Source organism: Neobacillus terrae, assembly GCF_011393025.1.
Lineage (GTDB): Bacteria > Bacillota > Bacilli > Bacillales > Cytobacillaceae > Neobacillus_A > Neobacillus_A terrae.
In genome coordinates this window covers 38,268-50,811 of the sequence record NZ_JAAOEO010000004.1, presented here as the reverse complement: position 1 = coordinate 50,811, position 12,544 = coordinate 38,268, and the positions used below count along the sequence as shown (strand labels likewise).

Sequence of the window (12,544 nt, the reverse complement as noted above, 5' to 3'; positions counted from 1 at the left end):
CCACTCTTTCCAGTACAAAATAAAGATGCCGTTGCCAGCATCCCATTACTCCTTCTTATACATAAAGCCTTGGTGTGGAGCTTCCTTTAGTTTTAGTTATATTTGTTCCAGCAGTTTCCTTTTTCTTTTTAGTGTAGTTTTTTTTACTAGGTGAGCTTGAGGATATTTGAACGGAACTTGATTCAACGGAGGATTCTGCTTGAACTGTGGAGGACTCTTTAACAGATTCTTTCTTTGTTTCAGATTTTCCACTGTCTGCCATCGCTGTCTTTAACCCTCTGTATAGTTTCCACATAGATGGAAGATTTTTTACCAGTGGTCCATATTGTTGTACCATAGGACCGATGGATTGAGCTGTTTTTAAGATTTGCTGAGTATTATTAAGAAAGCCATTGATGGCTCCGGGATTTGAAAGCGTTTGGAGGATTCCACCCCCGCCAGCCCCAGCCTGTCTGCCAGCTGCAGCTATTCCTCCCATTGTACGAGCCTGATTTCCTTTGCCTAAAATTTTTGAAAGAAGCCCTCCGCCCTGGCGGCTCATTTGGCCCATCCCGCTCATCATTTGGCGTGATTGTCCCATCTGCCCCATTTGTCCCATCATAGGAGACGTGTTAAAAGCCTGCATTCCGGGTGAAGGTCCCATTCGTCCAGCAGGGCTGCCTCCCATCATTCTAGGTCTCATCCCTCCTGGCCCCATCATACCTGGTCCCATTCCCTGATAATTTGGAAATCCCTGTCTTGGTGGCATAAATATTCCTCCTTTCTAGTACTGAAGTATTTCTGCTCTAGACTTATTGAGAATTTTCCTCTGAGTTTATAATAATCCCGTTCAGTTCTTGCACCTTTTGTTTTTGCTTCTTCTCTACTGTATGCATTTATCCCTATTTTGTTTAGGCCGTTTCTTCAGGTTTCTTGTTAAATTTTATGATTAGAGAAATCATGAAAGGTAAATGATGATAATATAGGTGGAGATTTCCGGGAAACTTTACTATAATTACAGGATGGATGAAAACGAGTTATCTAAATGTAAATTAAGGAGCAATTAATAAATGACGGTAAACCAGTTTGAACGTTATCAGTTTCAGCCTTTCATCATAGAAGCAATAAAAAAAATGGGTTTCCAAGAGCCTACTGAAATTCAGGAAAGAATGATTCCAATTGTATCGAAAGGCGAAAGTGCAATTGGCCAGTCACAGACAGGTACAGGTAAAACCTTGTCATATGTACTCCCGATACTTGAAAAAGTAGACCCATCCCGCGCAGAAGTCCAGGCTGTTATAACAGCTCCAACAAGGGAGCTGGCCAACCAAATCTATCATCAAATTTTAAAAATCACTGAGCATACAGAAGAGGATAGGAAAATTACAGCCCGCTGTTATATTGGGGGCACAGATAAACAAAGGACAATTGAAAAGTTAAAGGTTCAGCCACAGGTGGTTGTCGGCACACCGGGAAGAATTAGTGACTTAATGAAGGAACAGGCTTTATTTGTTCATACAGCCAAAACATTGGTAGTGGATGAAGCTGATATGATGCTCGATATGGGCTTTATCGAAGATGTAGATAAAATCGCTGCTAAATTGCCTGTGAATTTACAAATGCTTGTATTCTCTGCCACCATTCCCGAAAAGCTTAAGCCATTTTTAAAAAAGTATATGGAAAACCCAAAGTTTATTAAAATTGAATCAAAAAATATAGCAGCGGAAAACTTACTGCATTACCTATTACCTTCACGCCATAAAGATAAAAAAGCCATTGTTCATGATGCGTTGGTAGCATTCAATCCCTATTTGGCAATTGTTTTTACAAACACAAAAAAAATGGCAGATGAAGTTGCTGATTATCTAATTGGAAGAGGTCTGAAGGTTGGCCGTGTCCATGGTGATTTAAACCCGCGCGAACGCAAAAAGATGATGAAACAAATCCAGGATCTTGAATACCAATACATAGTGGCCACTGACTTGGCAGCTAGAGGGATTGATATTGAAGGGATCAGCCATGTTATTAATTACGAGCTGCCTACAGATCTTGATTTCTACATTCACCGAGTAGGCCGTACTGCACGTGCCGGTAATTCTGGCATCGCACTAACCGTGTATGAAATATCAGATGAGGATGCTCTGAACCGTCTCGAGAAAATGGGAATTAAATTCAAAAATGTTGCTCTCAAGAAAGAAGAAGGCTTTGTTGAAACAGAGGATCGCAACAGGCGCAAGACCAGGAAAAAGCAGGAAGACGATACAGATAAAATGGCCAAGTCTTTGGTTAAAAAACCTCAAAAGGTTAAGCCAGGATACAAAAAGAAAATGCAGGCTGAAATGGATAAAATCAAAAAAAGGCAAAGAAGATTGGGCCGTAATAAGTAACAAACGATTTAGGGAGTGGAAAGAAAATGCTTAAAATTGGGTCTCACGTTTCTATGAGTGGAAAAAAGATGCTTCTGGCTGCCAGTGAGGAAGCCGTTTCGTATGGCGCAAGCACTTTTATGGTATATACAGGTGCACCACAAAACACGCGTAGAAAGAAAATTGAGGATTTAAATATTGAAGCCGGCAGAAAGCATATGGAGGCTCATGGGATTACAGAAATAGTTGTCCATGCTCCTTATATTATTAATATCGGAAACACTTCAAATCCCGATACGTTTGAATTAGGTGTGAACTTCCTGCGTTCTGAAATCGAGAGGACGGAAGCGATTGGTGCTGGCCAAATCGTTCTGCATCCTGGAGCCCATGTTGGTGCCGGAACAGAAGTCGGGATTAAAAGAATCATCGAAGGGTTAAATGAAGTTTTAACCGGAAAAGAAAATGTCCAGATTGCCCTGGAAACAATGGCAGGGAAAGGATCGGAATGCGGTAAATCCTTTGAAGAGCTTGCCATGATAATGGATGGTGTTAATTTCAATGACAGGCTCTCAGTTTGTTTTGATACCTGCCATACTCATGATGCGGGTTACAAGGTTGTTGAGGACTTTGACGGGGTTTTAAACGAATTTGATAAAATAGTTGGTTTGGACAGGCTGAAGGTACTTCATATTAATGACAGTAAAAATGAAATAGGCATGAGAAAAGACCGGCATGAAAATATTGGTTTCGGCCATATTGGTTTTGACGCTTTAAGCTATATTGTTCATCACCCACAGTTAACCGAGATTCCAAAAATACTTGAAACACCATTTGTAGGCGAAGATAAAAACAATAAAAAACCGCCTTATAGGTTTGAAATTGAAATGCTGCTGAAAAAAGAGTTTAATGATAATCTCCTCGATTTAATAATAGGTCAGTAAATAATTTTCAGGCCAAAGAAAAAAGCTGTGCAGCATTGCACAGCTTTCTTTATTTTGTAAACTGAACAAATAATTTGTTAACCTCACGCGCAGTTTCTACATTTGTAACCTTCGCGATTTCCTTTACGAGGGAAGCACGTTGAGCACTGTCAAAAATATTTACTTGTCTTCCTCTTAAGTATTCGGCAATTTTCTGAGCCTGGGGCCGGGTCACATTAATATTGAATTGATTAGCGTATTTTAATAGCTCATCACCAGTAATGGTATTAATCTTATGATTAATTATGTTTTCGAAAATCTTCATTGTTATCACTCCTCCATCCCTAATGTATGACAGAGAGAAGGCAATAGTGACACTAACTAGTTTGGAAACACTTAAAAAAGGAGAAGCACCCATTTGCTTTACTTTGATAAGAAGATATTGTATACTACGAAAGTTAAATCGGAATGATTCTTAAAATGACAGGTGATAATTATGGCAGGCAAACCAGTTATAGAGATAAAAGGGCTGTCCTATCGGTACGAAAGAGAAACAGTCCTTGATAATATTACACTTACTGTTCCGGAAAATGCCTTTCTCGGTGTGGTCGGGCCAAATGGGTCCGGAAAATCAACTTTAATGAAGCTGATACTAGGGCTTTTAAAACCACAGCACGGAGAAATTTATTTATTTGGGCAGGAGATACGCCGTTTTAAAAATTGGGAAAAAGTTGGATATGTTTCACAAAAAGCTAATTCCTTTAATACTGGATTCCCTGCAACTGTTTTTGAAGTTGTATCAAGCGGTCTTACTAAAAAAATGGGTTTATTTAAATTTCTTAAAAAAGAAGATAAAAACAAAGTATCAAAAGCGCTGGAATCTGTTGGTATGCTTGAATTTTCATTTAAAAATATAGGCGAGCTTTCAGGCGGCCAACAGCAAAGGGTTTTCATTGCAAGAGCGCTAGTAAGTGACCCTGAACTTCTCATTCTAGATGAACCAACGGTGGGAGTGGATGCGCATAATGTGAATTCCTTTTACCAAATGCTTGGGGATTTGAATAAGAATAGAGGAATTACACTTTTAATGGTCACTCACGATATAGGAACAGTTTCGGATAAAGTAACGCATGTGGCCTGCTTGAATAAGACCTTGCACTTCCACGGAAATACGGAAGAATTTGAACAGTTGGAGCGGAATGGCCTTTCAGAAATCTACGGGCATGAGGTGCATTTGCTCGACCATCATCATGAACATGAACACGGAGGAGTCACAAGATGATCGAGGCGATTTTAAGATATGAATTTTTGCAAAATGCCTTCATGACAGGAATATTGATTGGTTTAGTTGCTCCTCTGCTGGGAGTTTTTATTGTAGTCAGGAGGCTTTCTTTGATAGCCGATGCCCTAAGCCATGTTACACTGGCTGGAATTGCAGCAAGCCTTTTACTTGAGAAGAAGTTTCTAATGTTTTCCGGGCTGAATCCATTATATATGGGAATGGTCTTTTCTGTAGGAGGTTCCCTCTTTATAGAAAAACTTAGGGGAGTTTACAAGCATTATCAGGAGCTGGCAATTCCCATAATTCTTTCGGGTGGTATTGGACTTGGAGTAATCTTTATTTCCCTTGCTGACGGGTTTAATACAGATTTGTTCAGTTATTTATTTGGGAGTGTTACTGCGGTCAGCAGGGCTGATTTATGGACCATATTAGCCATCACTATTACGGTTGCAATCGTTATTTTCCTATTATATAAGGAACTTTTCCTTTTATCCTTTGATGAGGAATACGCAAAAGCTTCAGGTCTTGCAGCCAAAAGCATCCATTTTATTTTTATCATTATGGTTGCTTTAGTCATTGCAGCTTCTATGAGGGTGGTAGGAATACTTCTCGTTTCCTCGTTAATGACACTGCCAGTTGCGGCAAGCATACGAATTGCCAAAGGCTTTAAACAAACCATTTTTCTATCCGTGATTTTCGGGGAAATATCTGTACTCAGTGGATTATCGCTGGCCTATTATATGGATTTGGCTCCAGGCGGTACAATCGTAATCATTTCTGTTTTTATTCTTATTTTGGCTATTCTTATAAAAAAATCCGGTTTTCGGAAAATTGCTTGATAGGGGGCAGCTTCCATGGAAGTTAATGAAGCTCTTCAATTATTAAAGGATAGAGGATATAAATATACCGGTAAGAGGGAGGAAATGCTTCAGCTTTTCTCGGATACCGATAAATATTTAACTGCCAAGGATGTGCTGGAGGAAATGAAGGAACTGTACCCTGGCTTGAGCTTTGATACCATTTATCGGAATCTCTCACTGTTTGCTGAACTGGGAATTTTAGAAATGACAGAATTAAGCGGGGAAAAGCATTTTAGGTTTACCTGTTCCCAGCATCATCACCATCATCATTTTATTTGTCTCGATTGCGGAAAGTCCAAGGAAATAGATATTTGCCCAATGGCTGGAATACAGGCTGACCTAAGTGGATATGACATTTCAGGACATAAATTTGAAATATATGGACGCTGTCCGGATTGTCTGGCTTAAAAAATTAAAGCGGCTGGTTTCAGCCGCTTTTTTAATTTGATAACAAAGTATAAAGTTTTACCTTTAAATTGTCTAGCTCCAGCACCCAGCGAGTTTTTATCCTTGATAAGCTTCCGGGTTTATCTTGCATCAGGTATGACCGTTAGGGGATACTTGGTGCAGCTAGTGTCCATCCCGCTTCTCCCTGCGATAAATCAACATAGATCTCAAGTGCTCTTGCGCCACAGCTTTTTCAAAGAAGCTTATGTTCAGCTCGTCGCAAAGCTGCATGTTGTCTATTCAGAGAAGCCGTTACAGGAAGTTTACTCAGGTAGTTGCTACGCTGAACGGGCGCTTGCGCTTTTCTTATCGGTTAGGAAATTATAGATTTTCACCTTGTTGAAAACTCCGAAATAGGTTATTGTAATCCAGCTCCAGCGCCCAGCCCCTCGGGGTCATAAGTCAAATCACTTCAGAAATCAGGATTTCCTACGTGATTCGTCTTATGCCTGTTGGGGCTAACCAGGGCTCTTGCGCTTTTCTTATTTACATAAAACTTCCTTATTCTGAAGCCATCTTTGAATCCATTCATCAGCCTCATACCAGTCATTTACTCTAATAACCCCTTGAGGTATGGGATCCTGGTTGTACGGTGTATTAAATAAAATAACAGGTATTTTACACTCTTCGTGAATCATGACTGCGTTATCGTGCTTGTCCTCAAAAAAAACATCCACACAATGCCTTTTAGCAGCTTCTATTTTATGGTGTGTACCAATTAATTCAATATGATCAAAAGAGAGTCCATTTTTTAAAAACCATTGGTTTGTTACATCCAGTAAATTTTCCCCTCGGGCGCTAATAAAAAATAATTCTTGATCTTCTTTCCATTTAGTTAAAATGGAAAGGGCACCAGGAGCTATTGGCGATTTGGAGTATATCATCGGTTCATTCTCAATAAACCATTTAGCAAATTCCTCTTCAGAAACATTAACCAGCGGGTTTAAATCATATTGTTTTATATCATCAAGAGTTATATTAAGCCCAAAAGCTTCATTGATGAAAGGGACCATTGAAGATGGGCTCGTTACCGTTCCATCAATATCAATACCAAAACGTTTTTTCATTTAAAACTCCCTCATTTATCTCTAAATTATCTCTCTTCCTTTATTTTACCAAAAAAACTCCACACATAAGAAAAAACTTTCGCCCCTAACAACTTAAAGGATATTAGACAAACTTTAACATCATTATTTACAGCTTGAAACGTGAACAATATAAATGCTCCTAAAAGAAAGCGAGGGATTTGGATGGCAGACGAGGATAAAGGATTTATAGTGCGTGATCTAAGGAGAAATAGCCCTGATAACACAGATCACAGGGAAGAAACAGCTGCGGAAATTGCCGCTCCGGTGGGTATAAATCGAAATGCCGGCCGCGGATTAAATGCAGCCGAAGGCGGAAGGGAAACAGCCGCAGGAGGCACCGGGCTAGGTACAGTTGCTTTGGCACTATCTATTTTATCGCTGTTTGTAATGCCTATTCTTTTTGGTGCAGCAGGAATCGTTTTAGGATTTATTGCACGCCGAAGGGGAGCAGAATCGCTTGGTTCATGGGCCATTGGATTAGGGGCAGTTTCGATTATAATCGGAATCTTCATTCTTCCGTTCTTTTAATGGTTTCAATAGGAGCAAAAAAGGGCTGGCAATATGCCGGCCCTTTTTGATACAAAAAATTATAAATTGGGTAGAGCTGCTGCTTCTTCTTTCGCTTTCTTTTGGAAGTATTCTTCAGCAATCTGGTCGATTTCTTTTTTCAGTTCGGCAACCAGTTCTTTTTCGGGAACTTTACGAACGATTTCCCCTTTGCGGAATAATAAGCCTTCTCCACGTGCACCGGCTATACCAATGTCTGCTTCTCTTGCTTCTCCAGGGCCGTTAACAGCACAGCCAAGTACCGCGACCTTAATAGGGGCTTTAATTGTAGATATATAATCCTCTACTTCGTTTGCAATACTGATCAAATCGATTTCAATTCTTCCGCAGGTAGGGCATGAAATCAATGTAGCAGCATTAGAGGAAAGCCCGAAGACCTTTAGCAATTCCCGCGCTACTTTAACCTCTTCTACAGGGTCGGCACTAAGCGAAATACGAAGTGTATTGCCTATTCCTTTACTAATAATAGCACCTAATCCAGCGGCACTTTTAATGGTGCCGGCATAAAGAGTTCCAGATTCTGTAATACCCAGGTGTAAAGGATAATCAAAAGCTCTGGCTGCTTTTTCATAAGCCTCAATCGCTAGGTTTACATCGGAAGCCTTCATGGAAACAATAATATCGTGGAAATCGAGGTCTTCCAAAATTTTAATATGGTGAAGAGCGCTTTCCACCATTCCATCTGCAGTAGGATAGCCGTATTTATCAAGGATTCTTTTTTCAAGTGAACCTGCATTGACACCAATCCTGATTGGAATTCCGCGTTCTTTAGCTGCCTTTACGACTGCTTCTACCTTTTCACGCTTCCCGATATTACCAGGGTTGATACGGATTTTATCAGCTCCGCCCTCGATTGCTTTAAGGGCTAATTTATAGTCAAAATGAATATCAACAACTAGAGGAATGTTGATTCTTTTTTTGATTTCAGCAATCGCATTGGCTGCACGCTCATCTGGGCAGGCAACTCGGACAATTTGGCATCCGGCTTCTTCTAAACGCTTAATTTGAGCTACTGTAGCTTCAACATCATGAGTTTTAGTAGTAGTCATGCTTTGTATAATTAACTCGTTGTTTCCGCCGATTGTTAAATTTCCTACTTTAATCGGACGGGTTTTAGTACGATGAGTAATTTCATTCAACGGTAATTCGCTCCTTTAAGAGATGGATTCGAATAAATGCAATACGATACTATTTTAGCAGTATCGAACACATCAGACAAGGAGATTGACTGAAAAGAGTATGGAGCTCTACTTCTTATTGTGTCAATTTCCCGGTGTAATCAGGAAATCGATAACTTTTACCTATTTGAATTTTCTCCGGAGATAGTCCGCCATTAAGAGACTTAAAATCCGTAATAACCTTTTCTATAGATACAGGGAGATTATGATTGAGCTGGTGTTCAACCACAGAAAGCACTGTTTCTCCAGGCCCTACTTTTACGGTGAAATAATTTGCTGATCTGGCAATTGCAGGTTTTTTAGCTATTACTTCGACACTGGCATTTTCTGAAATGGGCATAGTGCCTTCCGTTAGGTCGAAATAAATAATATAAATAACTAATAAAGCAATAAGAATTCCAATCAGCTTTTTCATTTGAAAGCACTCCATTGCAGGGTTTTTCTACATGAATATGCTTGTCTTGCTTTTCTTAGAACAAAAAAACGTGCACAAGAGGCACGTTTACTTTATTTTCGGCTTAGGTTTGGGTATTTCGTTAATTGCCAGGTATAAAACGATGATGGCAACAAACCAGTTGATTAAAAATGAATTAGGTACAGTTGTTTTAATTGCTGCCATAATAGTAAAAAAGATTGTTGGCAAAGTTTCACTGTATGCAGCCATTCTCCAAAGCTGGCCGTAATTCAGTCTTCTTCCAGCCATATTTTTAAGAGCAAGGCCAATAAGAGCAAGAATGGAGATCTCAATAAAACTTGAAGCGCTGGTAAGAATTAAAATGAGCACTGCAGCTATTCCGATAATAATGTAGCGGGAACTTTCGATAGAATCAATAAAACCAGCAAGTTCCTTATTACTCAGTTTTAAGGAGTCGAGCATCGAATACTCATATGTTTGTATTCTTCCCCCTCCAGAGAAAGCAAATTGATTCTTTAAAAGAGCTACCGTATTATCATCTTTAATATCGTTTAGCTTTACAGTTCCGGTAGAGTCGAAAATAACGGTAAAGTCCCCCTTTTCAACTGTTATCGGCACTTTGCTAGAGGATTTCAATTGTCCATCTTTAATAGTAAAAGAAGGGAGCTCATCTTCTATAACCGTTTTCCCCGTCTGGATAGCAGCATTAATTTCTGTGCTGATGGAAATAAGAGGGGGAATGAGAGAAATAAGGGTTAGAAGAAATACATACAAAATAGTTTTCCCGATTCCCTGGAAACGAAAAATAGCAATATCTTTTGGAGAATAAATGCTTTTAAATAGCTGTTTGAAAATATTCATTGTTACACACCCTTAAACAGATTCACCACTTTATTTTAGCTTTAAGGAGGGTGATATACAAGAAGGAATGATAATACCCCTTGCGGCACTTGAAAAGTGTCACTTTTAGAATATAGGGGTAAAAGGGAACAAATATAGAAAAGGATGGAATTTTAATGAATATACTATTTTGGATAATTATATGGATTCTATTCGCTGTAGCTTTTTTAGGATTGATTTATCCTATTATTCCAAGTGTCCTATTCTTATTAGGCGGCATTTTAATGTATGGAGTTTTATTTACCTTTAAGCATTTCACCTGGTATTTTTGGCTGATAGAGGGATTATTTGTTGTCCTGCTTTTTGGGGCGGATTATATAGCAAATATGATTGGAGTTAAGAAATATGGTGGTTCAAAGGCTGGAGTATGGGGGAGCACGATCGGCTTAATTGCTGGCCCGTTTATTATTCCTTTTTTCGGAATCCTGATTGGCCCGTTTATTGGGGCTATTGCTGCAGAAACTCTTGTAAACAGAAGGCCTTTTTCAGAGAGTGTTAAAATAGGTATAGGCTCTGTAATTGGATTTATTAGCAGTGTTATAACGAAAACGGTGATTATGGCTATAATGATCCTGTATTTTTTCTATCAAACATCTTAATTAAAAATAATCCTCGCCAATTGGCAGGGATTATTTTTTAGATCATCAGATTTATATCCATAAATTTTGAAAGCATAAGCAAAATTGGAGCTTCCGCCAAAAAGGGCTTGGCGAATGCGAGGGTTTGGTACTTTATAGGCAAGGTTTCAGGGACATCATGAACGTTCCTCAAAAGAATTTTGTCCAATAAAGCTGTTGTGACCCGTGAAGCCTTTTCAAAGGGATCTTATGTGTATTCATAGAAAGCGGCCTTTTGCCTTTAGTTTAAGCCACAGATTTCCATGGAACAGTTCTGGCAATCTACTTCCCCTTTGAGGAAATTTAATTTTTTAATCGTGATTTTTTGATTATCATACGAGATTATATCTTGTTCACGTAATTCTTTTAATGCCCGCTGAATTACCTCTCTTGTTCCATAAGTCAAATTGGCCAGCTCCTGGTGGGTGAGAGGCAGGTCAATAAGTATCCCATCCTCAGTCACTACACCATAAGAATTAGATAAACGAATCAAAATAGAGTACAATCCACCTTTTTTGCCGTTCATAATTAAATCCTGGCATTTCATCTGGGCTTTTAAATATCTGGTGCTCATCCACGCTACCAGCGAATTCATAACAGCTGGGTTTTTTAAGACAAAATCTTCAAATTGATCCTTCTTAATCATAAAAAATTCACAATCAGTAAGAGCCTTTGCATAAAAGTGATAATATGGTTTCTCTTTAAAGAGCTGATACTCTATTAAAATTTCACGGCCATTTAAGATTTTTATAATAAATTCTTTGCCTTTGACATGAACCCTTCCGATTGCAGCACTTCCTTTAAGAAGAATAAAAATATGCTGAACTGGATCTTTTTCATGAAATAAAACGCTCCCGGCCTTTACCTTTTGAACGGATTCTTTTTTACCGAAAAATTGAAGAAGTACATTGTATAATGAAATGCTGCTCTGCATTTTCCCCACTCCTTTAAATGCCTTACAACTTGATTTAAAGAAATTATTAACAACATGTCAATATGATTTTTACATGATTTGGAAGCGATTTTTTTCGCTGATATCACTCAAGGCTGCTGCTAAGCGTTTTTATGAAAAATGACAATTTTGCGAAACTAAAGTTGTAGGAACTTTTGAAATAAGAGTAATGAATAAAAGGCTATGAATTGGGAATTGTATCTATGTCAGAGCTAAGCATTTCATTTGAAAGAAAATCTGAATTCTGGTAATCTTAACCTGAAAAGCTTTAGAAATATTCTAAATTTAATTTAGGTCCCTAAAGCTAAAAAATTTTGATTTACATAGGAGGATATTAAAATGGCATTCGAATTACCACAATTACCTTATGCTTATGATGCTCTTGAGCCTCATATTGACAAGGAAACAATGAATATTCACCACACAAAGCACCACAACACATATGTGACTAACCTTAATAATGCGTTAGAAGGTAACGAAGAGCTTCTTTCTAAAAGTGTAGAAGAGGTTATTTCTAACCTCGATGCTGTTCCTGAATCTGCACGTACTGCAGTTCGCAATAACGGTGGCGGCCACGCTAACCACACACTTTTCTGGCAAATCCTTTCTCCAAATGGCGGCGGAGAGCCAACTGGTGAACTTGCTGATGCACTTAACTCAAAGTTTGGCAGCCTTGAAAACTTCAAGGAAGAATTCGCAAAAGCAGCAACTACTCGTTTCGGTTCAGGCTGGGCTTGGCTAGTTGTTAACAATGGCGAATTAGAAGTAACAAGCACTCCAAACCAAGACTCTCCATTAATGGAAGGTAAAACTCCAGTTCTTGGTCTTGATGTTTGGGAGCATGCTTACTATCTTAACTATCAAAACCGTCGTCCAGAATACATCACTAACTTCTGGAACGTTGTAAACTGGGACGAAGTATCCAAGCGTTACAGCTCAGCAAAATAATTTTTATAACTAAGAAAAGGCAGGC

At 38.9% G+C, this 12,544-nt stretch carries 15 protein-coding genes; 8 read left to right on the top strand and 7 right to left on the bottom strand.

The genetic code is table 11. The features are described 5' to 3' along the window. Window positions 1-55: 55 nt before the first annotated feature. Complete coding sequence (vrrA, locus tag G8761_RS06905; protein ID WP_243449930.1) at window positions 56-748, bottom strand: VrrA/YqfQ family protein; 693 nt, start codon at window positions 746-748, stop codon at window positions 56-58. Between the two features lie 301 nt (window positions 749-1,049). On the opposite strand from vrrA, the gene G8761_RS06900 reads away from it, so the two are divergent. Together G8761_RS06900 and G8761_RS06895 are read left to right on the top strand one after the other, a co-directional pair. Next, window positions 1,050-2,366: a DEAD/DEAH box helicase gene (locus G8761_RS06900; protein WP_166025006.1), complete on the top strand. Its 1,317-nt coding sequence runs from the start codon at window positions 1,050-1,052 to the stop codon at window positions 2,364-2,366. Between the two features lie 26 nt (window positions 2,367-2,392). Beyond that, a complete protein-coding gene (locus tag G8761_RS06895; protein ID WP_166025004.1) occupies window positions 2,393-3,286 on the top strand; it encodes a deoxyribonuclease IV in 894 nt (297 codons plus the stop codon). A gap of 49 nt (window positions 3,287-3,335) precedes the next feature. Here G8761_RS06895 and G8761_RS06890 read toward each other — a convergent pair whose 3' ends face one another. Then, window positions 3,336-3,590, bottom strand: coding sequence for a DUF2624 domain-containing protein (locus G8761_RS06890; protein ID WP_166025002.1), 255 nt, complete (start codon window positions 3,588-3,590; stop codon window positions 3,336-3,338). Between the two features lie 171 nt (window positions 3,591-3,761). Here G8761_RS06890 and G8761_RS06885 point away from each other — a divergent pair, with 171 nt between their 5' ends. From G8761_RS06885 to zur, 3 genes are read left to right on the top strand one after another with little or no spacing between them, the layout of a single operon-like run. Continuing rightward, window positions 3,762-4,547 carry a metal ABC transporter ATP-binding protein gene (locus G8761_RS06885; protein ID WP_166025000.1) on the top strand — a complete coding sequence of 262 codons (786 nt, stop codon included), beginning with the start codon at window positions 3,762-3,764 and terminating at the stop codon, window positions 4,545-4,547. Then, window positions 4,544-5,386 carry a metal ABC transporter permease gene (locus G8761_RS06880; protein ID WP_166024998.1) on the top strand — a complete coding sequence of 281 codons (843 nt, stop codon included), beginning with the start codon at window positions 4,544-4,546 and terminating at the stop codon, window positions 5,384-5,386. Before G8761_RS06885 ends, G8761_RS06880 begins: the two co-directional genes overlap by 4 nt. 15 nt (window positions 5,387-5,401) lie before the next feature. Next, window positions 5,402-5,815 carry a zinc uptake transcriptional repressor Zur gene (gene zur / locus G8761_RS06875; RefSeq protein ID WP_166024996.1) on the top strand — a complete coding sequence of 138 codons (414 nt, stop codon included), beginning with the start codon at window positions 5,402-5,404 and terminating at the stop codon, window positions 5,813-5,815. Between the two features lie 521 nt (window positions 5,816-6,336). Here zur and G8761_RS06870 read toward each other — a convergent pair. Next, window positions 6,337-6,921 (bottom strand): hypothetical protein, encoded by a 585-nt coding sequence (locus G8761_RS06870; RefSeq protein WP_166024994.1) that lies wholly within the window; start codon window positions 6,919-6,921, stop codon window positions 6,337-6,339. Between the two features lie 183 nt (window positions 6,922-7,104). Between G8761_RS06870 and G8761_RS06865 the strand changes: the two genes are divergently transcribed. Beyond that, window positions 7,105-7,470: a hypothetical protein gene (locus G8761_RS06865; RefSeq protein WP_166024993.1), complete on the top strand. Its 366-nt coding sequence runs from the start codon at window positions 7,105-7,107 to the stop codon at window positions 7,468-7,470. Between the two features lie 59 nt (window positions 7,471-7,529). Here G8761_RS06865 and ispG read toward each other — a convergent pair whose 3' ends face one another. The 3 genes from ispG to G8761_RS06850 all read right to left on the bottom strand — a co-directional run bounded on the left by ispG (window position 7,530) and on the right by G8761_RS06850 (window position 9,963). Beyond that, complete coding sequence (ispG, locus tag G8761_RS06860) at window positions 7,530-8,639, bottom strand: flavodoxin-dependent (E)-4-hydroxy-3-methylbut-2-enyl-diphosphate synthase (protein WP_338000924.1); 1,110 nt, start codon at window positions 8,637-8,639, stop codon at window positions 7,530-7,532. Window positions 8,640-8,763: 124 nt separating this feature from the next. Beyond that, the gene (locus G8761_RS06855; RefSeq protein WP_166024989.1) at window positions 8,764-9,102 is read right to left on the bottom strand and encodes a hypothetical protein; all 339 of its coding nucleotides are present in this window, start codon (window positions 9,100-9,102) and stop codon (window positions 8,764-8,766) included. An 87-nt stretch (window positions 9,103-9,189) separates the two neighbouring features. Then, window positions 9,190-9,963 carry a DUF1189 domain-containing protein gene (locus tag G8761_RS06850; RefSeq protein ID WP_166024987.1) on the bottom strand — a complete coding sequence of 258 codons (774 nt, stop codon included), beginning with the start codon at window positions 9,961-9,963 and terminating at the stop codon, window positions 9,190-9,192. A 155-nt stretch (window positions 9,964-10,118) separates the two neighbouring features. Between G8761_RS06850 and G8761_RS06845 the strand changes: the two genes are divergently transcribed. After that, on the top strand, window positions 10,119-10,601 hold the full coding sequence (locus G8761_RS06845; RefSeq protein WP_166024985.1) for a DUF456 domain-containing protein: 483 nt from the start codon (window positions 10,119-10,121) through the stop codon (window positions 10,599-10,601). A 259-nt stretch (window positions 10,602-10,860) separates the two neighbouring features. Here G8761_RS06845 and G8761_RS06840 read toward each other — a convergent pair whose 3' ends face one another. Further along, window positions 10,861-11,553, bottom strand: coding sequence for a Crp/Fnr family transcriptional regulator (locus G8761_RS06840; protein ID WP_166024984.1), 693 nt, complete (start codon window positions 11,551-11,553; stop codon window positions 10,861-10,863). A gap of 357 nt (window positions 11,554-11,910) precedes the next feature. Between G8761_RS06840 and G8761_RS06835 the strand changes: the two genes are divergently transcribed. Continuing rightward, complete coding sequence (locus G8761_RS06835) at window positions 11,911-12,519, top strand: superoxide dismutase (protein ID WP_166024982.1); 609 nt, start codon at window positions 11,911-11,913, stop codon at window positions 12,517-12,519. The last annotated feature ends 25 nt before the right edge of the window (window positions 12,520-12,544 follow it).